The following is a 21,971-nucleotide window of genomic DNA, read 5'->3' as shown; positions in this document are numbered from 1 at the left end:
ACAAATGGGAATAGTTATCATTGCCATTATTATTTTGTGGTTTTACTTAAATTTATCTTCTACCTAGTTAGAATAAGGCTTGAGCTTATTTTAAAAGAGATTATTTTTTTTATATATTTTTAATTAATAGATAAATATAGGGGTTATATCAATACTAAGATTGAATTTTGTGAGGAGATGATGATAAGAATATATATTTTTATTAAGAATAATGACAAGTTATGTTTTTATTTTGGCTTGATCAAATAATATATGGTTAATTAGATTTTTATATCATTGGTCATTTGTAAAATACGGAGGTAAATACTGTTTTTCGATTAGAAGATTGAACAGTAATATTACCGTTGTGAGCGTTCACTATTGCTCGGACGATAGAAAGACCAAGCCCAGCACCTGAGCTGCTTACATGTTGTCTAGATTTATCTGCTCGATAGAAGCGTTCAAAAATAAATGGAAGATCTTTTGGTGAGATGCAATCCCCAGTATTTGAAATAGATATTGCCACTTCATCTACAGTGTCTTTGATATCAATATAGATTGAGCTGTGTGGCTCGGCATGACGAATTGCGTTTGATAATAAGTTGTTCGCTACACGTTGGAACATCGATTTATCACCAAATAGCGTCCCTTCGCCTGAAAGGTAGATAGTGTTACCGGACTCTTCCGAAACAATGCTGTAATACTCAACAATCGGCATAAATAATTCATTCAGATTTAATTGGACATTATCTTTTAATAATAAGTCATTCTCTGATTTTGCCAGATAAAGAGTGTCGTTTATGGTTTTATTAATACGCTCTAGTTCTTCTAGATTGGATGATAATATCTCTTGATACTCATGAGGAGCTCTTGGTTGAGAGAGGGTAACGTGCGTTTGAGTGACAATGTTAGCCAACGGTGTTTTTAACTCATGAGCAATGTCAGATGAAAAATCACTTAATCGCTCAAACCCAAGCTCTAATCGTTCAAGCATTTGGTTTTGTATCTTTGCAAACTCAATCAGCTCATTAGGTAAGCTAGCATCAGAAAGTCGAATGTTTAGTTTATTCGGCTGTACTTGTTTAATTCGGTCTTGCAAAGATTGAAGTGGTTTAAACCCCATATTTACAATCATAAAGCTATAAAGAAAAGAAAGCAGGCTCGCAATACCGATAGACCACATCAAAATACCATTGAGCCTTTTATTAAATCTAATGTGGTGGTCAATATTAATACCCATTAGAAACCCGATATAATTGTCATTATTTAATGGATAATACAGCGTTCGAAATGTACCGTCATTATAACGCCATTCATTCATTTTTTTGGATTGTATAAATGCACTGTCATTAGGAATTATATTGGTATTTTGATTGAGAGTAGCGTCATTTTTTTCAAGCCAAATATATATTCCTCGGCTTTTTAATGAGGCAAAAATCTCGGAGCTGCTAATGTTTGTATTCTCTAATAATACAAAAATAGAAGTGCGATTAGAATCGATTAACCGAAGGTCTTCTTCATAAAAATGGGATTGAACTAGATATTGAATAGTAAAACCTAAACTGATAAAAACAAACACCGAGGTTGCAAAAAACATCAGTGTGAGCTTCAATTTCATTGAAAGATAATGCTTTTTCATCTAGTTATAGTTCATCCATTTTGTAACCCATTCCACGGATAGTATGAATGAGTTGAGTATCATAAGGCTTATCGATTTTCGCTCTGAGTCGTTTCACTGCGACATCAATAACATTGGTATCGCTGTCAAAATTCATATCCCAAATAAGAGATGCAATGGTCGTTCTTGAGAGTACTTCACCTTGTTTACGCATGAATAATTCAAGCAGTGAGAACTCTTTTGCTGTTAAGAGGATATTATCGTGATTTCTTGTGGCGGTGTGCTTTAAAAGATCGAGCTTTAAATCACATAAAACTAATTCGTTAACTTTTTGAGAGTGCGGATGGGGTACTTGAGATCTCAATGCATTTTCAATACGAGCTTTTAATTCAGCAAAAGCAAAGGGCTTGATTAGGTAATCATTCGCGCCGAGTTCAAATCCTTTCACTCTGTCGTCTATTTGGTCTTTTGCCGTGAGCATTATAATAGGCGTGTTATTTTCACAATTTCTAAGAGTTTGTAAAATTTGCCACCCATTTAGTTTGGGTAGCATGACATCTAAGATGATTAAATCGTATTGATATGTCGTTGCGTTATATAAACCATCAACGCCATCACGCGACAGATCAACAGTGTAACCAGATTCTGTTAATCCCTTTTTGAGATAATCTCCAGCTTTTGTTTCGTCTTCTATTATAAGTAGTTTCATCGTGTCACTTCTTTTAATCTGGAGAACAATCATTGGGTATCAATACAATATAGTCGCATATCTCTTATATGATATCTTTATTAATAAATAATAGGGCAAAAAATTAATCATTAGTTAGAGGTATGTTCTAAATAGTGATAGTTCGCGTGTATTAACCCTGTGTATTGTATTTGTCCTTGCATGTTCATGGTTTCTTGAACCGTAATATAACTCTGGTCATCTAAGCTGATGTTTTGTGAAGTGACTTTTAATATTTTCTTCAGCTCAGCTGATGAGCTGTTATCAAGCTTATTTAATTGAGTTAAGGCTTGATTGTAAGCTATCTCTTTAGTTGTAACGTGGTCAGTATAAAGAATAGTGTGGCTTGCCTTACTGATGTAGTTACCGCTAGTAACGACTGGGTTTGCCATTGCACTTGAGCTTGCAAGAATAATAATGGTTGATAGAGCCAGTGTTTTAAATGATTTCATAATAAATTCCTTAATGAGCTGTTTTGTTTAAGTAGGTTCATAATAGCTGGGTGAAAGTGACATAAAGGGGTCTGTTATATGACATTTTTGTCATGTTTGCTTTTAAGTAATCTATTGTGCTTTTTTATGATTAATATCGTTAAGAAGGAAGAAACAAGCGTCATTTGAAATTCTTTATTGCGCTGATGTGATGGTGAGATTAGAATGCGAACGATTTTTATTTGTATGGTAAGTAAACGTGTCCCGTATTTTAGTAGTCGATGACGACATTGAGCTATGTAATCTATTAAAAGAAGTATTACAAGATGAAGGCTATGATGTTGATTGTGTGCATTGTGGTGAAAGTGCTCTAGAGTATATTCAGAGCCATTCTGTTGTTCTTGTTTTATTAGATGTGATGCTTCCTAAGCTTGATGGTTATCAAGTAGCACGACGTATTTGCCAGCGCTTTGCTACACCTATTCTTATGCTGACTGCATTGGGTGATGAAGCGTCGATGCTTGATGGCTTGCAAGCAGGGGCCGATCATTTTATTGCTAAGCCTTTTAATGTGCCAGAATTGTTAGTTCGTATTACTGCTATTTTACGTCGTGTAGGGTTAGAGCGTCAGCGCCAAAGTTATGTGGGAGCGACTGAAGATCTTTCTGAGCAATTTTTACGTTTACCGCTAACTGAAACTGAATCGGAGTTATTGCAATATCTAATTAAAAATATGGATGTTGTTGTCTCTAAGTCAGATCTTCAAGTTAATATCCTGAAAAAAGAACTTTGCCCGTTTGATCGTAATTTGGATATGCATATCAGTAATATTCGTCGTAAGTTATTGCAATCTGGTTTATCAAAACAGCATATAAAAACAGTGCGTGGTCGAGGATATAGCTTTATTAAAGTGGTTAATGGATAAATGGCGATGATTTCTCGTTGGTTTAGTTCTTGCCCTCCTTTTATACGTAAGCATAAGAACGGATTGGCTTTTCGCTTATTCAGTGCTTTTGCTGTGAGTTTGTTTCTTATTATTTCATTACAAAGTCTTGCTGAAATTGCGTTGATGAAATCGATGTTGCGTATTCCATCATCAATTCAAGAGGAAATGTTGGATCTTGCTTATCAAGCTAATGTGTTGATTGATGAGGGAGACATGGATGAGTTAGCTGACTGGGCTAATGCTCAAGAATATTATTTGTTCGTATTGGATAAGAACAATCATCCAATTACACACAGAGACATGCATCCTCATTTTGAATTTAAGTTAAAGTATTTACGTCCATTAAATACCCAACTTGATAGTGAAGTGAATCAACCCATTATTGGAATCCCACTTAATAATGGGCTCACGATAGTGATGCAAATGCCGTATAAATATCATCCGGCACATAATTTCTCGTTGTATTTTAGTATTATTAAAATTCTAATATCAGGCGCAATATTAGGATTATTTTCATGGGTAATCGCACGTTATTTGCAAAGACCATTAGATAAATTAAGAGAAGTAAGCCACCGTTTATCTGAAGGGGATTTTACGATTAAAGTTGCTGATGAAATTGGCCATTCGGTACGAGAATTTAGTGAACTTGCGCATGACTTTGATAATATGACGAGTGAAATACACTCTCTGGCTGAGAAACAAAAACGTCTTATTCGTGATGTTTCACATGAATTAAGAACACCACTCGCACGACATAACTTAGCTTTGCATTTATTAAGAAAAAAAACGGATAACGAACATGTTCATTTGTTGGATCGCTTAGATAATGAATCAACAGAAATGAATACGTTAGTTGGTGAAATCTTAGAGTTTAGCCGTTTAGAGAATGCGCGGTACTCTACAAAATTAGAAGCGGTTATGTTAGAAAGCCACTGCAGTGCTCAAGTGGCTCAACGTCATGTGGATTTAAAGCCAAATCAAACCTTAGAAATGACATCAACAAAGCCTATCCCTATGGTGATGGCAGACCCACGTTTAGTGACTCGTGTTATCAGTAATTTAATTGGTAATGCGATTAAATATGCAGGTGAAACAGCGACGATCCAGGTGGTCGTTATGCCATATTTAGAGCAAGATAAAGAATATGTTGCAGTCATTGTTGAAGACGATGGCTTCGGCATTCCAGAGCATCAACTTTCAGATATTTTTTCTCCATTTACTCGATTAGAATCCGCGAGAGATAAACAATCGGGAGGTTATGGATTAGGACTTGCGATTGTGAAAGAAGCGATGGTCGTGATGAAAGGAAAAGTCATTGCTGAGAATAGAAAAGAGGGTGGCTTGAGAATAGCACTTTTGTTCCCTATTTAACGTTTATTCGAGTGACGATAAAGAGATTGAAAAATTTATAGCGATATAAAAATAAACCCGAGCACATTACGTGCTCGGGTTTGTTATTTATAGGTATGAACTAAATCATATTACCCATTCATTGGTGGTGTAAACGCGGTTAATGTTGGTGCTACACCTGTGAATTTTTCAATTTTTACAACCCCAGAGTTACCGCAGTTACCATTACCTAAACGAGAGGTTGGAATATCCATCGTTAGTACGTTTGGTCCGCCGTTTTTACACATACCTGTCTTAGGATCTAAATCAGGCCATGCTCCTTCGTGGATACATACGCTGCCTTTTTTAATGCCATCAGAAACAAAAGCACCAACCAGAACTTGACCACGTTGGTTGTAAGCGCGAACTAAATCACCATCTTTAATACCGCGAGCTTTTGCATCTTCAGGGTGAATCGTAATTGGTTCACGGTTTTGTACCGCATATTCCTTACGAAGATCTGCATAGTTAAATTGACTGTGCAAACGGTGTGCTGAGTGCGATGTCATTAACTGCAATTCACCATCTGTGTAGTTGAACATCCACTCAGTTGGTTCCATCCATACTGGGTGTGGAGGACAATCATCCAGTTTGTAACTTTCGATGGTTTTAGAGAAGATCTCAATCTTACCACTTGGCGTCCCTAGTGGATTCATGATCGGATCTTTACGGAAGTCACCAAAACGCACAAACTCTGCGTTTTTCGCATTCCATTTCATTTCGATAAGCTTGTTTGCTTCCCAGAACTTAGAGAAATTCATCATTGGTACGCGTGCGTTACGACCGCCTTTTTGTGCTGTTTTATAGAAATCACGAAGCCATTCCATCTCCGTTTTGTTTTCCATATACACATTTCGGCCACCTGGTTTTAGGTGCTCAGCCATATCTGCGAATACGTCTAAATCACTACGAGCTTCGTTTTGTGGCTCAACCACTTGCTTCATAGGAACAAGGTGTTGGTTAGAGTAATCGCCCGTCATCGTCATATCATTACGCTCAAATGAGGTCGTAATTGGTAGAACAATATCTGCGTGTTTAGCTGCAGCAGTCCAGTACGGTTCTGAAATAACGATCAGCTCAGGTTTCTGCCATGCTTTGATCAAACGGTTAGTATCTTGGTGATGCGTAAAGTTAGCACCGCCCGCCCACCAGATCATTTTCAGCTCTGGGAAAGTTAGCGTATGGCCATTGTGTTGATATTCTGTTCCCGGTTTTTCTAAACACTCAACAATACGAGCAACAGGGAAAGCCGTAACTGAACCTTGAACAGCCCAATCATTACCACCTGCAGAGCTTCCGCCTAGCGTAGGAGACATTGCTGGTAGTACGCCTGCGTCACGTGTTGGGTTACCGCCATTTGAGTAGTGGTATGAATAACCAAAACCACCGCCCGGTAGACCAACTTGACCAAGCATAGAAGCAAGAACCGTCAGCATCCAGTGACGCTGTTCACCATGTTGTTGACGTTGCATACCCCAACCAGCCATTAGCATGGTGCGGTTTTCTTTGAAGATCTTAGCCAGTAGCTCCATCTGTTTTGCAGGAACGCCACAAATAGCTTCAGCCCATTGTGGGGTTTTCTCGATGCCGTCTTCTTTACCCATTAGGTAGGCTTCAAATTGTTCAAAGCCGACCGTATATTTAGCAAGGAATTCAGTGTCGTGCTGTTGTGTTTTGATTAACTGGTAAGCAATACCCATCATCATAGCTACATCAGATTGCGGATTAGGCGCGATCCATTCTGCTTTATCACCAAAGAATTCAGCGGTTTCTGAACGCATTGGGTCAATGATAATAACGGTCTTGCCCGATTTTTTCAGTTGGTGGAAAAACTCAAGACCTTGACCATCGGTTGAAGACCATGCGATTTTTAAGGTATTAATTGGGTTTAAGCCCCATAGCACAACCACTTCACTGTTTTCTAAGATCACAGGGTAAGTCGTTTGTTGTTCATATACTTCGATAGAGCCAACAACGTGCGGCATGATAACTTGAGCTGCACCCGTTGAGTAATCACCTAGGTGACCTGCATAGCCACCAGACATGCTCATGTAACGTTGCAGTAGCGTTTGAGCTTTATGTAATACACCACTTGAACGCCAACCGTAAGAACCAGCAAAGATTGATTCTGGACCGTAGCTTTCACGAATACGCATATGTTGCTCGTGGATTAGCTTGTAAGCATCATCCCATGACACTTGCACAAATTCATCACTGCCACGTAGACCTTGAGGGTTGCTTGGGTTTTCTAAATAGCCTTTACGAACCATTGGGTATTTAACACGAGCTTTAGTGTAAACCTGTGATGGACCAGTTTGTTGCAAGCTGTTTGGTACCGTTTGCGCTAAGCCACTTTTGGTTGAGATAAGTTGGCCATCTTTGACTTCACAAAGTAATGGACCCATACGACCAGCGGTTAGAATTAATGAATCTGTACGACCAAGCGTAGAGGCGTTCACAGATAACGGAGCGATTGACGTGATCGCTAATGCACCAGCAGATGCACCTGCGCCTTTTAAAAAGCCGCGACGAGTAATAGTAGTCATAGTCACTCCCTTATTGATGAGTTGCCACGTCTTTCGCGTGGTTTTGGAAGAATTTAGTTAAGATCTCAAGATTTAGCTCAGAGATATCAGTACGTGCACCCATGCTTTTTGCAACAGGGCCCCAAGAGTTAACTGTGAAGTGATTTGCCGGAATTTTCGCGTGACACGTTGCACAGTAGACATTATCTAGCTCTTCTGCGTAATCCCATAATGGTTGATTAGAGGCAAGAACAGGAGATTCGATTGTGCCAGTCAGTTCAGCGGTGCGCCATTCATTGCCATAAGCATCTGTGTTCGCTTCACCTAGTGTCAGCGATTTGATGCCTGTATCAGTAAGAGTCGCAATGATTGAACGTTGGCCTTCACCCATGTAGATAACAGATTCTGCGCCCTTCATTTGGTAGCCAGAAACAGTCACTGTACGTTTGCCTTCATCATTACTTACGGTAGTTAGTTCAACCGTTGGATTGATTGTTGCTAAGTCAGCCATTTTGATGCTTTCGATAGGGTAAACTTTTTCAGCATCAGCTTTGGTGTTTTTCGCCATGTCAAAAAGGTGGTCAAACGCAGAGGTATCTAATGTTGCTTGTGGTGCAAAGTGAGCGACGCCTTTGTGACAATCAATACAGGTTTGGTTGTTTTCTCTTCCGTAAGCATGCATTTTTTGTGCACTTGCTGATTGGTCGTAAGTTTCCATCGCATCAAAGCTGTGGCAAGAACGACAAGTAGCAGAATCATTTGCACGCATTTGTTCCCATACAGTTTCAGCCATCGCTAAACGATGTTCTTCATACTTTTCATCGGTGTCAATTTTGCCAGTAACAAACTCGTGATAGATGTCTTTCGACGCACGAATTTTCGTAATTAGGTAATCAATTGGTTCTTCAGGAATATGACAATCAGCACATTCGGCACGAATGCCTTTTTGGTTACTAAAGTGAACAGAACCTTGATATTCATGCAATGGTTTTTCCATCGTATGGCATGAGACACAAAATTCAGTGGTTGACGTTGCGTGGAGTACGGCTTGTGTACCGCCCAAGGTTATCCAACCAATGGCAATACCAATGGCAGCGATTAAAGCAATATAGCGTTTGTTCATAATATGATCCTTAATTTAGCCACATTCTTTGTGTGGTCATAATTTATATTACCACTTTGGGGTTAATTTCGTGTAAGAAAAAGTTTATATATGTCAGAAAGTGTAATGTTAAGCTCAAAATTGAGAATTCTATTAATAGCGGTATGTTTGATTTTATTTTATCGAAATAAAACGTTTGCTTAGTTTGTGATAACTTTGCTTTTATTTTGTTACTAATAAAATTGGTTGGTTTAAATAGAGTGAGGTTTCTATACAAATGCAAAGAATGTAAATTTAATGCAAATAGTAACAATTATCATTTATATTCCATCTCAGAATTTAATCACTTGTTTAATAAAAGATTTGGAGATAATGGAATATGTTTTCTAAAAGTCAGTTGGCTCTCGTTATTGGCGCAGTTTTATCTACCCCTCTTGCTTACGCTGAAACAGACACATCAACTACTGATGAGCACATGGTCGTTACAGGCCGTGATTACGGTTATAAAGCCGACACAAACTCAACATCAATGCGTATGGAGGCAACTCAACTAGAAACTCCAGGGCAAGTGAGCGTGATTGATGAGCAGCTTATCGATGAGCAACGTGCAAGTACGCTTGGTGAAGTGTTGAAGAATGACGCGAGTATTGGTGCAGGTGCAACAACACGTAACCGTGAACAATTTACGTTACGAGGCTTCGAGCTAAGCAGCAGCTCTGGTTTTTTGCGTGATGGAAAACAGCATTGGTCTCATTACCGTCAACCAATTGAATTACTAGAACGTGTTGAAATTCTTAAAGGTCCATCTGGTTTGCTTTATGGTCAATCAGCTCCGGGGGGGTTAGTTAATATGGTGGCTAAGAAGCCAACCTATGAAACTCAAGTAAGTGTTAGCCAAGATCTTGGCTCAAATAATGATTCACGAACAACTGCTGATGTGAGTGGCTCATTAAATGATGCTCAAACGTTACGTGGTCGTGCAATTGTTTCAAAACAAACTTACAACTCATGGCGTGAATACAGTGATGGAACAGTCCCATCAACTGAACGTTTTGTTGGTGGTTTATTCTTAGATTATGATGTAACAGAAGACGTGACTGTTTCACTGCATTACGACCGTACAATTGATGATGGTAGTGTCGATTCTGGCGCATATATCAAAGATGGCAAAACAGTAATTGGTGATGATCATATCTGGGATGCGCAGTGGTCAAAAATTGAAAATGATGTTGAAAATATAGGTATTGATGTTGCTGCAAATCTAACAGATACATGGCGTATTAATGCAAGTTATAATTACCAAGATTTTAACCGTCATGATGTAGAAAGCTTCCCGAAAGAAGAAACATATGATCCAACGACGGGTACTTATACTCAGGGTGGTAGTGATCGTACTGATAATTGGGTATTCCAAACAGCAAGTATTGATCTTATTGGTGAATTCGATGCATTAGGTGTAAGCCACCAAATGTTGTTTGGTAGCAACTGGTTAGGTTATAGCTATGATCGTTTAGAGTATTCATTCAACAGTACAACAGCAACGGTTGGTGAACCAGCTCAAGCCCCTGTTCGTAACCCAAATAAAGATCCTCGAGATACTCATTCAGAATACGATACATGGGGTTTCTATGCTCAAGATATGATTACATTTAATGAGCAATGGCAAGCACTTGTGGGTGTTCGTTTTGATCGACAAGTTGAAGAAGGTTTAGCTGAAGAGGCTACTTCTCCTAAATTGGCTGTAATTTATCACCCAACAGATTCCGGTTCTATTTATGCCACGTATTCTGAAAGCTTTGAAATGCAAGGTGAAGTTTCTGGTAATGAATATGTAAATGATGGTCAAAAGTTAGATCCATTACGCGGTAAACTATATGAACTAGGTACTAAATGGGAGCTAATGGATAACCAATTGTTCGTATCTGGTGCTGTGTTTGATATTACACAAGAAAACTCTATGATTGATGTTGATTTAGGTAATGGTAAGAAAGAAAAAACACAATCAGGAGAGCGAGTTCACCGTGGTGCTGAGTTAGCAGTACAAGGCTTTATTACTGAGCAGTTATCTATGAGTGGTTCTGCTACTTATTTAGATGCTGAATATGCAAAAGATGAAAAATATGAAGGTAACCGCCCTGCGGATGTACCTGAGTATTCAGCTACGGTGTGGACTCGTTATGCATTCACAAATAATACCAATGCAAATCTAGGTGCTATTTATGTGGGTGAGCGTTACGGAGATGCAGCGAATACCTTTAAGAAAGATGGCTACACTCGTTTTGATTTAGGTTTAGCACATACGATTAAATACGATCAAGATTTAACCTTTGTAGCTCGTTTTAATGTTGAAAACTTATTCGATACTGATTATTTAGCGGGTGGCGGTTCAACGGGTAAAAATGGTTATGCAACCGATGGTGCGCAAAATGTTGTTATTGGCGAGGGCCGAAACTACATGGCGACACTGCAAGTTAAATACTAATTTAGCGCATTAAATATAAGGGAGGCTTCGGTCTCCCTTTAGTGCGTTTATTTGAAGGCAAATTCTTTAAGAGATAGATCTTAAAAAATAACAGTTAAGAAATAGATGATATGAATATTTTAAAAACCAGTATTGGAATAGCGTTAGCTACCGTGATCACAACCGCTCAAGCGAACACTCTTGATCAAGCTCGATCTATCGAGAGTAAATCAAATACGGCTTCAGCAGTTAGCCAAAGCAAAATTGATAAAAGCGCAGAAGCAACGCTAGCGTATAAAGCGGATATTGAGCGACTTCAAGAAGAAGTAAAGAATCTTGCGGTCTATCGTGATCACCTCACTGGTTTGGTGAATAGTCAGCAACAAGAAATGACTAACTTAAATACTCAAATTGAAACCATCAAAGACACTCGCCAAGGCGTTGTTCCATTGATGTATAAAATGCTTTCAGGATTAACCGACCTTGTTGAGCAAGATAAACCAATCAAGATTGAAGAGCGTCAACTACGCATCGAAAAGCTTGAGCATATGATGACAAGAGCAGATGTTAGCGATGCCGAGAAGTACCGTCGTATTCTTGAAGCGTATCAAATTGAAATGGATTACGGTTCAAAATTAGGTTCATATCAAACGCAAATTACCGTAGAAAATGATGAACTAATTGATGCCGATATGCTGCATTTAGGTCGTGTTTCATTGATGGCTCGCCGTTTAGATTCATCGCAATATTGGAGTTGGAATACCTACACCAACCAATGGCAAGCGGTTGACTCTTCATTCAATGATGAGCTAGGTAAAGCTTACGCATTAGCTTACAAACAAATTGCACCAAGTTTATTGGTTCTTCCTATCTCTTTATCTTTAAAAGAGGTGAAATAACATGACGATTAAACCACTTATTTTAGCTATTTCACTGCTGGGCTTTTCTACTTATGGCGTAGCGGCAAGTTCAGAATTAGTTCAAGAAACAAAACAAGCAAGCCAAGATCAAAAACAACATAATGCTCAGCGAGAATCTGGTTTTAAGCAAACTGAACAGAGCTTGAAGGCTCAAAAAAATGCACTCATTGCAGAACGTAAACAACTGCAAAAAGAGAGTGATGTTTTAAGCGCAACGTTTAGTAAAAATGAAAAGACATTAGCAACTTTAGAGCAGCAATTGCATTTAGAGACAGGCAGTTTAGGTGAGCTTTTTGGTGTGGTTAGACAGACGGCAAAAGACCTTGATGTTGAATTGAAAAACTCAGTAACAGGCATGACTGATGCTAATAATGCTGAGATAATTAATGATATTGTTGCGGCTAAATCTTTGCCATCAATGAGCCAACTAACGGCTTTATGGCAAACCATGGCCCAACAAGCGCAAGCAAGTTCGGATTTATCGTTAATACCAATAACTGTTATTAATGGTGCTGGTCATCGTTCTGAAATCAATGCGTATCGCTTGGGTAATATGGCATTGATTGGTGATGAAGGCTTTTTACATTGGGATAACAAAAAACAAGTTGCGACGTATTATGCACAACAACCCGATCTCGCTCCTTCTGTAGCTACATTATCTATAATGGAGCAGCAGCAAGTAATGATGATGGTTGCTGACCCTTCTCGTGGGATTATGCTTGATCAACTAGCAAATTCCCCAACCCTAAAAGATCGCCTTCAAGCGGGTGGTGTTGTGGGTAAAATTATCTTGGGTTTATTGTCGATTGGTTTACTTATTTCATTATTTAATGGGGTTAGATTGCTTGTTGTTCGCCAGCAAATCCGTACTCAATTAAAAGATCCAAAAAACATAGGACAGAATCCACTAGGCCGTGTGTTGTCTGTTTATGATGCAGAGCAGAATCGTTCAGTAGAAGCTTTAGAGTTGCGCTTATTAGAAACTATTGTTGATGAGCAACAAGGGCTAGAAAAAGGCCTTTCGATGCTGAAGCTATTAGCAGCATTGGCACCAATGTTAGGTCTTTTAGGTACAGTTACAGGCATGATCGAAACGTTCCAAGTGATCACGCAATTTGGTAATGGCGACCCTAAAGTGATGGCGGGTGGTATTTCAATGGCGCTAGTGACGACGGTGCTTGGCTTAGTTGCAGCGATGCCATTGTTACTAACTCACAATATTTTAAGCTCACAAGCGGAAAGTATTCGTACTATTCTTGAAAAACAAGGCTTGAGTTTGGTGGCTGAGCAAGCAGAAAAAGAAACGTTGAATAAACCAATGGGAATGGCAGCGTAATGACGGCTTTTCTCTCTCACTTTATGGCACAAGGCGGCCCCATTTTATGGTGGTTGGGTGCAGTTGTTGCCGTGTGTTGGCTATTGGTGGTTGAGCGTGTGTTTTTCTTATTATTTACTTTTCCTGCGCAACGAAAAGTATTTTTAGAAAAATGGCAACAGCGAGACGACCACGATTCGTGGTACGCAAAAACGATCCGTGATGGCTGGATAAGTGAAGCACATCTTCAGCTCAATCAATATATGAATTTCATCAAAGTGCTTGTTGCTATTTGCCCAATGATCGGTTTGTTAGGCACAGTAACAGGCATGATCTCAGTGTTTGATGTGATGGCAAATCAAGGCAGCAGCCAGCCTAAATTGATGGCTTCTGGTATCTCATTAGCCACATTACCAACCATGGCAGGCATGGTTGCTGCGCTAGCGGGTATGTTTGTCCATGCCCGTTTAGCCAAAGTATGCCGCCGTAAAGAACATCATTTAGAAAAAGCATTAAGGAGTTAGTCATGAGACTTGGCCGTCGTTCTTCAAATCAAGAAGAAGCACAAATCGATTTAACGTCAATGCTTGATATCGTATTTATCATGCTGATCTTTTTTATCGTAACCAGTTCATTTGTTCGGGAATCAGGGGTAGAAGTAAATCGCCCTCAAGCGAGTAATGTATCAAGTCAAAAAGACGCCGGTATCTTTGTTGCAATCACGGCGTCTAACGATATCTTCATTGATAAACGTATGGTGGATGCAGAGCGAGTTCAAGCGACATTAGAGCATTTATTACTAGAGCAACCAGATGTATCGTTAGTGATCCAAGCAGATGAACATGCGTACAACGGTACGGTTGTGAAAGTCATGGATGCGGCTAAAGGTGCGGGAGTTAAAGGCATCGCATTGGCTGCGGAGAAAAATTAATGTGGCGATTATTGTTGGCAGTGCCTATTGCGCTTTCTATGACGGTAGGGCTATTCACGTTTATGGCGTGGATGGTAGACAACGGTCATAACGGTAAACCTGAAAGCAGTGAAACGATTCGCTTTGATATGGTGATGGTAGAGCAAGATCAAGATGTTCAACGTCGTCAACGTCGAGTGCCTGAAAAACCAGAGACACCAGAGCCGCCACCAGAGGCAAAACCGATGGCGTCTCAAACTCAAACCTCAATGGCGACGCCACAAAGTTCAATGCCACCAATGAGCTTGGATTCTGGTATTTCAGGGTTAGCGATTAATGCACCGAGTTTTGCAGATTTTACCGGTAATCAACAAGCGATGCCTTTGTATCGTGTTGAGCCTCGCTATCCATCAAAAGCAATGAAAAGAGGCGCTGAAGGCTTTGTTGTTATGTCATTTACCATTGATGAACAAGGGCGTCCAACCGATGTAAAAGTGGCGGACGCTAAACCGCGTAGAATGTTTGAAAGAGAAGCCGTTAAAGCGTTGAAAAAATGGAAATATCAACCAAAAATAGTCGGTGGGAAAGCCATTGCTCAAGTTGGACAAACGGTGAAATTGGAGTTTACGTTAGCAAAATGATGAAATTAAAATTACATGCTTCTGTTCTTATTCTTAGCGCCGCTTTATTTTTTGCAGAGGCTGTGCAAGCTCAGCAACTTAGTCAATACAATGCGGGCAAAGTACAGCGAGCGTTGCAATTACAACAGCAAGAAAAAATACCAGAGGCGATTAATGTATTGGCAGTACTCACGCCTTCTAACGATTACGATAAAGCTTATATTCAACGTATGTTGGGTGTTTTTTATTGGCAATCAGGCAACAGTAATTCAGCGGTTAGTTATCTTTCAAAAGCGGTGAATAGTAAGCAGTTAGCCGATGAGCAGGCATGGGTAACTCAGCGTATGTTGGCGGATCTTTTACTTACTGAGCAACGCTTTTCTGATGCCTTACCGCATTATTACCAATTAACAAAAACACTCCCTGAAAAGCAGAATATTGGGGATTTATGGTTCCGTATTTCTCAAACCCATTACCAGTTGGCTCAATGGGAAAAGGTCCTTTCTGCATTAAATAAGCATGAACGTGTTGCTAAATATAAGAAAGAAAGCGAAAAAAGCCAATCGTTAGTGCTTAAGCTAGGCGCACAATTACAATTAAAACAATGGAAATCGGCCATCCCAACATTAAACAGCTTATTGGAATTAGAACCAAATAAAGCGACGTGGTGGCAGCAGTTATCAAGTATTCAACTTCGCTTAAATCAACCTAAAGAGGCGTTAAATACCTTGGTTCTCGCTCAACGACAAGGGATAGAATTGAGTCAATCAGAACTGAAGTTATTGGCTCAACTTTATGCTCAACGCGGTATCCCAGAGAAAGCCGCTGAAGTACTAAGTCAGTTAGATGAAGCGCAAAGTGATATTGATTTACTGACCATGCAAGCAAGTTATTGGCAAGCAGCAAAAGAGTGGGATAAAGCCATTGTTACTTGGTCAAAAGCCGCGACGCTAGATTCACGTTTTTATTGGCAGGTTGCACAATTGCAAATTCAAGAAGGTCGCCACAAACAGGGCTTGAAAACTTTAGATAAAGTAAAAGATTACAAAAAGACCGAGGATATCGCGTTAGCGAAAGTAAGAGCTTATTACAAATTGAACCAAATAGATTCAGCGTTACTTCATGCGAAAAGAGCCAATGATTTTACCCCATCAAATGAAGCAAAAGGATGGATAAAGTATTTGTCGCAACTGAGAAAAACAGCCAATAATTCAGTGTAAACTTTCTTTAATGCCCTTATTTAATGATGAGGGCTTTCACTTCTTCAATAAATATAGACGTTAACAATTTCCACAAACGTAAATAATGTAAATTGAATGTCAACGCAAATCATTATCAATTACATTGGCGTCCATTATAATTAATTGATCCTGTCTATTCATGCTGCTTAAAAATAAACAAGTACAATTGTGGGCGCGTCGCTTACATGTCTACGTATCAATGGCGCTTCTACTCGTTGTCTTATTTTTCTCGATCACAGGGATCACGCTAAATCGCCCTGATTGGTTTGTCAGCAGTTCTCCAGACATCAAAAATACCACTCTTTCTGTTCCTAATAATGTGCTTTTTTCTCTAGATGAAAATCAGAAAGTATTTTGGAATAAACCAAACACTGCCGCTTTGCTTAATTACTTAAATCAGCATTCCGACCTCTCTGGAACGCCTTCTAATGTCGATGTTTTTACCGAGGTTGAAGACGGTGAATTAGTTGAGGGTGAATTGTCATTAAACTATAAAGGACCTGGTTATAACGCGTCTGTTTATATTGATTTAACGACAGGCATAGCAGACATCGAAAGCTCAAATTATGGCGTTGTTGCGTTATTAAATGATTTACACAAAGGACGAAACAGCGGTGAGGTCTGGAAGGCATTCATTGATATTACCGCGCTATTAATGGTCTTTTTTGTACTTACGGGCGTGTGCTTAATTTTACCGAAAAAAAGAACACTGATGACATCAATGAAGTGGATGGCATTTGGCTCATCAATCACGCTTGCATTGTATTTTATTGCCGTACCTTAACCCTTTTATCTTGTATCCATAAGGACATCACAATGGCTTCACTCTCTACCTATTTACGTCATTCAATTGCAGCGATGATAGTAACGACGCCTCTTTTGGTTAATTCAGCGACTATTTCTGAGAGTGCAAAAGTCGATGTTGCTTTTGAGCTTCCGACGATTACGACCACCATGTATGCACGCCCTTATGTAGCGGTGTGGATTGAAAACAGCGAGCGTAAGTCAGTAAAAACGATTGAGCTTTGGGTTGGTAAAGATGAGTGGCTAAAAGATTTAAGAAGCTGGTGGAGAAAAGTTGGTCGTTATGATCGCGAGTTAATCGATGCAGTTACATCAGCAACACGACCAGCAGGAAAATATAAGTTTAGTTGGGATGGCAAAGATGATTCTGGTCAAGCCTTACCGCAAGGTGATTACACGTTACACATTGAAGTCGTACGTGAACATGGTGGCCGTAATTACCTACGTCAAAAAATGACACTCGGTAATAGTGATATGACTTATCAGTTAAAGCCAACAGAAGAGACTGGCGAAATCACCATCCATTATAAAAAATAATTTAGATGTCTATTTATCAGGGAATTAAACATATTATGAAAACAACATTAATGAACAGTAAGTTCAAAGCCGCAGTATTAACTGGCGTGATGGCAGCAGGTTTACTGGTTGCTACTACTGCGAACGCTCACCCTCGTTGGGTATTGCCTTCTCATTTTACAGTATCTAAAGAAGGTGGTGATTGGCTTACGTTTGATGTGACCGCGTCACACGGAACGTTTGTTTTCGATAAACCAGCAGGAAGTGATCAAGCACAAGTAGTTATGCCTGATGGTCGTACCGAGCGTCCAAACTTTGTGGTTAAAGGCAAACGTCGTTCAATGTTCGATTTCTATTTTGAAGAAGAAGGCACACATAAAGTTCGTATCAATAATGAACCGACGTACTACACCCAATATAAAGCAGGTCGTCGTGATACGGTGAAATGGATTAAAGCTACCAAGGCTGATCGTGATTTAGTGTTGCCTAAAAAATCGCGTGATGTCGTAAGCCAAGTGAGTTTCACTCGTGCTGAAAGCTATGTGACAGTGGGTAAGCCAACAACAGAAGCGATGAAGCTTGATAATACCTTGTTAGAGCTTAAACCATTAACTCACCCGTCTGACATTATTGAAGGCGAGTCAGTGACTTTCCAATTCTTCTTTAATGGTAAACCTCAAGCGGGCGTAACGGCTGATATTACTCGTGAGGGGACGCTATATCGCAATCATCAAGAACAAATTGACGTAGTGAGTGATAAAGAAGGAAAGATCACCTTTACTCCTGAAACTGCGGGTCGTTACCTGATGAAATCAAATTATAAAGGTGAATTGAAAGACCATCCACTTGCAGAACAAGCAAGCGTAAATGTTCACTTAACGTTTGAAGCTCTACTTCAATAATGCAGTTAGCACCACTCCCCATAAGGGCGCGTGGTGCTTTTTTATCGAGATTTATCCATGACTAAAGTAAACCTGAAAACCATTTTTGTTTCTTCTCTTCTTTTTTCTTCTGCAAGTTTTGCGCATTTTCCATTAATGAGCTGTTGGTTTGAATCGGATCAAGTGCTGTGTGAAACAGGCTACAGTGATGGCAGTAAAGCCGTTGATTACGATGTAAATATGTATGATTACGATGATAATTTGATTGCAAAAGTAACCACAGATAAACGCTCAATTGCAGAATTTACAAACCCTGAAACGGATTTTTATTTAGTGTTTGATTCAGGACACGAAAGCCCTGTTGAAGTCGATGTTGTCGAGATCTCAGAGAAATGATTATTCAATCTGTCACTCCAGATAATGGAAGCGCAGAAGGCAAATGGATCGCACTCATTATTGGGTGCATTTTGCTTATTGCGGTGGTCGGGTTGCCATATCATCAATCGAACGATGAAGGCGTAAAGCTTGAATCACACCAAGTTCTTATCACCGATTTAGCACAAGACGATTTAGCTATGATTGCTGAGCTACGTTTAGCCTATGAAGAAATTTACGATATTCAGGCTGAATCAACAAAAGAGAGTTCATGGCCAGAGATTGCTTACTTAGCAGATGAATGGTTACCGCCTTTTGTACAAGACCAAAGTTGGGAGCGCCGTGGAATGCACCAATGGCAGCATTTAGGCTCTGGGGTTTACTTGGGTTTAAAAACGAAACAAGAAGGCGCTGCATCATTCATTTTTAACGCGAAAGGCGATGATATTGAGCTTTGGCTGAACTCTGATGTGATGTCTACTTCTTCTGATTTTATCTCTTGGAATGAAAGCGAACTCATTCAACAGCAGTGGGTACAAGTTATCTTCCCTGCTCATGACTCTCATTTAAATTGATACCAATAAAAGATAAATAATAATGATGAAATCTATTTTATACGTACGTTCTTTTGTTCTGCTTAGCTTACTCTCTTTGTTTTCTTCGTCGGCGATGTCGGCAACAAAACCTTTGGTGATTGGTATTACCTTACAGCCTTATTACAGCTATGTAAAAGCGGTTGTGGGAGATAAAGCAGAAATTCTTCCTTTGGTTGATGCAGGGTTTAATCCACACAATTACTTACCCCAACCAAACGATTTAAAACGTTTAAATAAAATGGATGTAATTGTTGTTAATGGCATTGGACACGATGATTTTGCGTTAAAAGTAATTTCGGCGGCAAACAACAGCGAATTAATGGTATTAGAAGCCAATAAAGACGTTCCTTTGTTACCCGCGATGGGGCAATCGGTCGGTAAAGGTGCGGTGAACCCACACACATTTGTTGGTTTATCTACAACAATTCAAAAGGTTTACACCATTGCCAATGAGTTATCTCGAATTGATCCTGAAAATGCCTCGTTCTACCGTAAAAATGCACGTAAATACGCGAAAAAATTCCGATTAATGAAGCGTGATGCAATGCTCTCTCTGGGTGAATTAGATACGGCGGGCATGAAGGTCGCAACTACGCACAATGCGTATGGTTACATTCTTCAAGAGTTTGGTGTGGATGTGGCAGCAGTCATTGAACCCGCTCACGGCGTAGAGCCAAGTGCGAGCCAACTGCAAGGCACGATTGAAAAGATCCGTGAATCCGACATTGATGTTTTATTTTATGAATTGAACATGCCAAACCGTTTTGTCGATACGATTGAAGAGGCAACAGGCGTTCAGCTGTATCGTTTTTCTCACATGACGCATGGCCCTTATGAAGACAATAAAGTTGAAATCGAGATGAAATCAAATTTAGACACTCTAATCGAAGCCATGAAATTCGTTGCAGATAAGGATGCTAAATAATGTCAGGACCAGCAATTTCCTTAACCAATGTTGGGCTCTCTTATGGTGAAAATACCATTCTAGAAGGGGTTAACCAACGTCTTGAAGCCGGTCAATGCCATGTGATTATGGGGCCTAATGGCGGTGGTAAAACCTCGTTATTGCGTTCAATTTTAGGATTAACCGCGTTTCAAGGTGAAATTAATATTGAGTGGCCAGAGCAGAAAGGCGTGATTGGCTATGTACCACAAAAAGCAGTCTTTGAATCTAGTTTGCCACTAACGGTGAAAGATTTCATTTTATTGAATCAAACGCGAGTGCCTCTATTTTTAAGTGCGCTATGGCGCAAGAAAAGCAGCCAAGAAGCATTTGCAATGGCACAGTTAGAGCGTGTTGGCATGTCTAATCGTGCCGATCGCCGCATGGGTCAACTTTCTGGTGGCGAGCAACAACGCGTGTTATTCGCACAAGCGTTATTGGATAATCCTGATCTACTTGTTCTTGATGAACCAACCACAGGAATGGATGAACACGGGGTTCGCTATCTTGAATCCTTAATGCATGAATTTATCGCGCAAGGTAAAACCGTATTAGCTGTTCATCATGATGTCACCGCTGTTCGTCGCCTTAAAGCACATGTGCATGTTATTAATCGTAATTTGGTTGATTCTGGTTGTTATTCAGAAGTATTAAAACCTGAGAAAATTGAGCGATTATTCAATCATTATACGGGTGCAAGTGCTCAGTATGATGCATCAAAAACTAATAATGGAGAGGCTGCATAATGGAACTGTTTCGTCAGTGGGCGTTATATGGCGTCGAGCAAGGCTTCTTAAGTGACAGTTTTTCGTATGCCTTTATGGTTAATGCAATTGTTGCTGCGGTCCTTTTAGGACCATTGTTAGGTGGGTTGGGGACGTTAGTGATTGCAAAGCGTTTGGCCTTTTTCTCTGAAGCCGTTGGTCACGCCGCCTTAACAGGTATCGCGTTAGGCGTGTTATTGGGAGAGCCCGCAGAGAATCCAATTATCGGCTTATTTAGTTTCTGTATGATCTTTGCTTTGTTACTGCATTTTGTGAGAAACCGAACCAATGTGCCTTACGATACGTTAGTTGGGGTGTTCCTTGCCTTAGCATTGGCTGTGGGGGCTGCATTACTGATGTACGTAGCACGTAAAATTAATATTCACATGCTAGAGAACGTATTGTTTGGTTCCATCCTAACGGTGACGGATCAAGATATTGCGATTTTAGCGGGCAGTTGTTTATTGATAGTGGTGGTATTAATTCCGACGTTTAATCGTATTTTATTAACCTGTATCAGCCCTGATATTGCCAGAGTTCGTGGCTACAAAACCAATTTTTATGACTACCTGTTTGTGATGATGATTACTCTTGTGACGATTGCATCGGTAAAAATTGTCGGTGCGGTTTTAGTTGGCGCGTTATTACTCATACCTGGTGCGACAGCTCGACTGTTAACTAAGAACATGGGCAGTTTTGTCTTAATGTCTGCGTTATTAGCGACAATATCGTGCTTGATTGGCACCGTATTACCGATGGAATTAGAAATGCCAGTGCCTTCTGGAGCAGCGATTATTATCGTTTCAGCTTTCTTCTTTTTACTTGCGACGAGCTACCGAATTATTCGTAAGAATTAACAGAATAGAACTCAATAATAATCGAAGAACATAGGTATAGATAGGATCAGA

Annotated in this window: 22 protein-coding genes; 17 read left to right on the top strand and 5 right to left on the bottom strand. The window is 39.7% G+C overall.

What is annotated here, in order from left to right:
* Positions 1–280: 280 nt before the first annotated feature.
* The 3 genes from BTO22_RS16155 to BTO22_RS16145 form a co-directional block, all read right to left on the bottom strand.
* Positions 281–1,618, bottom strand: coding sequence for a heavy metal sensor histidine kinase (locus BTO22_RS16155; RefSeq protein ID WP_105056354.1), 1,338 nt, complete (start codon positions 1,616–1,618; stop codon positions 281–283).
* Between the two features lie 4 nt (positions 1,619–1,622).
* On the bottom strand, positions 1,623–2,306 hold the full coding sequence (locus BTO22_RS16150; protein ID WP_105056353.1) for a heavy metal response regulator transcription factor: 684 nt from the start codon (positions 2,304–2,306) through the stop codon (positions 1,623–1,625).
* 110 nt (positions 2,307–2,416) lie between these two features.
* On the bottom strand, positions 2,417–2,776 hold the full coding sequence (locus tag BTO22_RS16145) for a DUF3316 domain-containing protein (protein WP_105056352.1): 360 nt from the start codon (positions 2,774–2,776) through the stop codon (positions 2,417–2,419).
* 238 nt (positions 2,777–3,014) lie between these two features.
* On the opposite strand from BTO22_RS16145, the gene BTO22_RS16140 reads away from it, so the two are divergent.
* Together BTO22_RS16140 and BTO22_RS16135 are read left to right on the top strand one after the other, a co-directional pair.
* Positions 3,015–3,680, top strand: coding sequence for a response regulator transcription factor (locus tag BTO22_RS16140; RefSeq protein ID WP_105056351.1), 666 nt, complete (start codon positions 3,015–3,017; stop codon positions 3,678–3,680).
* A gap of 9 nt (positions 3,681–3,689) precedes the next feature.
* Complete coding sequence (locus tag BTO22_RS16135; RefSeq protein WP_374954028.1) at positions 3,690–5,072, top strand: histidine kinase sensor domain-containing protein; 1,383 nt, start codon at positions 3,690–3,692, stop codon at positions 5,070–5,072.
* Positions 5,073–5,182: 110 nt separating this feature from the next.
* Here the strand turns inward: BTO22_RS16135 and BTO22_RS16130 are convergent, their stop codons facing one another.
* Both BTO22_RS16130 and BTO22_RS16125 read right to left on the bottom strand, forming a co-directional pair.
* Positions 5,183–7,636: a molybdopterin guanine dinucleotide-containing S/N-oxide reductase gene (locus tag BTO22_RS16130; RefSeq protein WP_105056350.1), complete on the bottom strand. Its 2,454-nt coding sequence runs from the start codon at positions 7,634–7,636 to the stop codon at positions 5,183–5,185.
* 10 nt (positions 7,637–7,646) lie between these two features.
* The gene (locus BTO22_RS16125) at positions 7,647–8,738 is read right to left on the bottom strand and encodes a NapC/NirT family cytochrome c (protein ID WP_105056349.1); all 1,092 of its coding nucleotides are present in this window, start codon (positions 8,736–8,738) and stop codon (positions 7,647–7,649) included.
* Positions 8,739–9,096: 358 nt separating this feature from the next.
* Between BTO22_RS16125 and BTO22_RS16120 the strand changes: the two genes are divergently transcribed.
* The 15 genes from BTO22_RS16120 to BTO22_RS16050 all read left to right on the top strand — a co-directional run bounded on the left by BTO22_RS16120 (position 9,097) and on the right by BTO22_RS16050 (position 21,920).
* Positions 9,097–11,199, top strand: coding sequence for a TonB-dependent siderophore receptor (locus BTO22_RS16120; protein ID WP_105056348.1), 2,103 nt, complete (start codon positions 9,097–9,099; stop codon positions 11,197–11,199).
* Positions 11,200–11,309: 110 nt separating this feature from the next.
* A complete protein-coding gene (locus tag BTO22_RS16115; RefSeq protein ID WP_105056347.1) occupies positions 11,310–12,077 on the top strand; it encodes a DUF3450 domain-containing protein in 768 nt (255 codons plus the stop codon).
* A 1-nt stretch (position 12,078) separates the two neighbouring features.
* Complete coding sequence (locus BTO22_RS16110) at positions 12,079–13,434, top strand: MotA/TolQ/ExbB proton channel family protein (protein WP_105056346.1); 1,356 nt, start codon at positions 12,079–12,081, stop codon at positions 13,432–13,434.
* Positions 13,434–13,937, top strand: a complete 504-nt coding sequence (locus BTO22_RS16105; RefSeq protein ID WP_105056345.1) for a MotA/TolQ/ExbB proton channel family protein — start codon at positions 13,434–13,436, stop codon at positions 13,935–13,937. The genes BTO22_RS16110 and BTO22_RS16105 overlap by 1 nt, the downstream gene beginning before the upstream one ends.
* 2 nt (positions 13,938–13,939) lie before the next feature.
* Positions 13,940–14,344 carry an ExbD/TolR family protein gene (locus tag BTO22_RS16100; protein ID WP_105056344.1) on the top strand — a complete coding sequence of 135 codons (405 nt, stop codon included), beginning with the start codon at positions 13,940–13,942 and terminating at the stop codon, positions 14,342–14,344.
* A complete protein-coding gene (locus tag BTO22_RS16095) occupies positions 14,344–14,964 on the top strand; it encodes an energy transducer TonB (RefSeq protein ID WP_105056343.1) in 621 nt (206 codons plus the stop codon). The genes BTO22_RS16100 and BTO22_RS16095 overlap by 1 nt, the downstream gene beginning before the upstream one ends.
* Positions 14,964–16,163 (top strand): tetratricopeptide repeat protein, encoded by a 1,200-nt coding sequence (locus tag BTO22_RS16090; RefSeq protein WP_374954027.1) that lies wholly within the window; start codon positions 14,964–14,966, stop codon positions 16,161–16,163. The genes BTO22_RS16095 and BTO22_RS16090 overlap by 1 nt, the downstream gene beginning before the upstream one ends.
* Positions 16,164–16,323: 160 nt before the next feature.
* Entirely contained in the window at positions 16,324–16,968 is a 645-nt protein-coding gene (locus tag BTO22_RS16085; RefSeq protein ID WP_060992085.1) for a PepSY-associated TM helix domain-containing protein, read from the top strand.
* Positions 16,969–17,042: 74 nt separating this feature from the next.
* Positions 17,043–17,525: a DUF2271 domain-containing protein gene (locus BTO22_RS16080; protein ID WP_258132679.1), complete on the top strand. Its 483-nt coding sequence runs from the start codon at positions 17,043–17,045 to the stop codon at positions 17,523–17,525.
* Between the two features lie 50 nt (positions 17,526–17,575).
* A complete protein-coding gene (locus BTO22_RS16075; protein ID WP_105056588.1) occupies positions 17,576–18,406 on the top strand; it encodes a DUF4198 domain-containing protein in 831 nt (276 codons plus the stop codon).
* A 57-nt stretch (positions 18,407–18,463) separates the two neighbouring features.
* Entirely contained in the window at positions 18,464–18,781 is a 318-nt protein-coding gene (locus BTO22_RS16070; RefSeq protein ID WP_105056340.1) for a hypothetical protein, read from the top strand.
* Positions 18,778–19,335 carry a DUF6162 family protein gene (locus tag BTO22_RS16065; RefSeq protein WP_105056339.1) on the top strand — a complete coding sequence of 186 codons (558 nt, stop codon included), beginning with the start codon at positions 18,778–18,780 and terminating at the stop codon, positions 19,333–19,335. The genes BTO22_RS16070 and BTO22_RS16065 overlap by 4 nt, the downstream gene beginning before the upstream one ends.
* 22 nt (positions 19,336–19,357) lie before the next feature.
* Entirely contained in the window at positions 19,358–20,281 is a 924-nt protein-coding gene (locus BTO22_RS16060; protein ID WP_105056338.1) for a metal ABC transporter solute-binding protein, Zn/Mn family, read from the top strand.
* Positions 20,281–21,045 (top strand): metal ABC transporter ATP-binding protein, encoded by a 765-nt coding sequence (locus BTO22_RS16055; RefSeq protein WP_105056337.1) that lies wholly within the window; start codon positions 20,281–20,283, stop codon positions 21,043–21,045. Before BTO22_RS16060 ends, BTO22_RS16055 begins: the two co-directional genes overlap by 1 nt.
* On the top strand, positions 21,045–21,920 hold the full coding sequence (locus BTO22_RS16050; RefSeq protein ID WP_105056336.1) for a metal ABC transporter permease: 876 nt from the start codon (positions 21,045–21,047) through the stop codon (positions 21,918–21,920). The genes BTO22_RS16055 and BTO22_RS16050 overlap by 1 nt, the downstream gene beginning before the upstream one ends.
* Positions 21,921–21,971 lie beyond the last annotated feature (51 nt).

It is taken from the genome of Aliivibrio sifiae (assembly GCF_002954705.1).
Lineage (GTDB): Bacteria > Pseudomonadota > Gammaproteobacteria > Enterobacterales > Vibrionaceae > Aliivibrio > Aliivibrio sifiae_A.
Note: the sequence above shows the minus strand (reverse complement) of the source record. Positions and strands in the feature narration are given on the sequence as shown.

Coding starts and splice junctions, on each gene's coding strand:
- BTO22_RS16120 (WP_105056348.1), top strand. CDS start 9,097: ATGTTTTCTAAAAGTCAGTTGGCTCTCGTTATTGGCGCAGTTTTATCT.
- BTO22_RS16075 (WP_105056588.1), top strand. CDS start 17,576: ATGAACAGTAAGTTCAAAGCCGCAGTATTAACTGGCGTGATGGCAGCA.
- BTO22_RS16085 (WP_060992085.1), top strand. CDS start 16,324: ATGCTGCTTAAAAATAAACAAGTACAATTGTGGGCGCGTCGCTTACAT.
- BTO22_RS16095 (WP_105056343.1), top strand. CDS start 14,344: ATGTGGCGATTATTGTTGGCAGTGCCTATTGCGCTTTCTATGACGGTA.
- BTO22_RS16110 (WP_105056346.1), top strand. CDS start 12,079: ATGACGATTAAACCACTTATTTTAGCTATTTCACTGCTGGGCTTTTCT.
- BTO22_RS16070 (WP_105056340.1), top strand. CDS start 18,464: ATGACTAAAGTAAACCTGAAAACCATTTTTGTTTCTTCTCTTCTTTTT.
- BTO22_RS16125 (WP_105056349.1), bottom strand. CDS start 8,738: ATGAACAAACGCTATATTGCTTTAATCGCTGCCATTGGTATTGCCATT.
- BTO22_RS16130 (WP_105056350.1), bottom strand. CDS start 7,636: ATGACTACTATTACTCGTCGCGGCTTTTTAAAAGGCGCAGGTGCATCT.
- BTO22_RS16100 (WP_105056344.1), top strand. CDS start 13,940: ATGAGACTTGGCCGTCGTTCTTCAAATCAAGAAGAAGCACAAATCGAT.
- BTO22_RS16055 (WP_105056337.1), top strand. CDS start 20,281: ATGTCAGGACCAGCAATTTCCTTAACCAATGTTGGGCTCTCTTATGGT.
- BTO22_RS16105 (WP_105056345.1), top strand. CDS start 13,434: ATGACGGCTTTTCTCTCTCACTTTATGGCACAAGGCGGCCCCATTTTA.
- BTO22_RS16155 (WP_105056354.1), bottom strand. CDS start 1,618: ATGAAAAAGCATTATCTTTCAATGAAATTGAAGCTCACACTGATGTTT.
- BTO22_RS16050 (WP_105056336.1), top strand. CDS start 21,045: ATGGAACTGTTTCGTCAGTGGGCGTTATATGGCGTCGAGCAAGGCTTC.
- BTO22_RS16060 (WP_105056338.1), top strand. CDS start 19,358: ATGATGAAATCTATTTTATACGTACGTTCTTTTGTTCTGCTTAGCTTA.
- BTO22_RS16080 (WP_258132679.1), top strand. CDS start 17,043: ATGATAGTAACGACGCCTCTTTTGGTTAATTCAGCGACTATTTCTGAG.
- BTO22_RS16150 (WP_105056353.1), bottom strand. CDS start 2,306: ATGAAACTACTTATAATAGAAGACGAAACAAAAGCTGGAGATTATCTC.
- BTO22_RS16145 (WP_105056352.1), bottom strand. CDS start 2,776: ATGAAATCATTTAAAACACTGGCTCTATCAACCATTATTATTCTTGCA.
- BTO22_RS16115 (WP_105056347.1), top strand. CDS start 11,310: ATGAATATTTTAAAAACCAGTATTGGAATAGCGTTAGCTACCGTGATC.
- BTO22_RS16090 (WP_374954027.1), top strand. CDS start 14,964: ATGAAATTAAAATTACATGCTTCTGTTCTTATTCTTAGCGCCGCTTTA.
- BTO22_RS16065 (WP_105056339.1), top strand. CDS start 18,778: ATGATTATTCAATCTGTCACTCCAGATAATGGAAGCGCAGAAGGCAAA.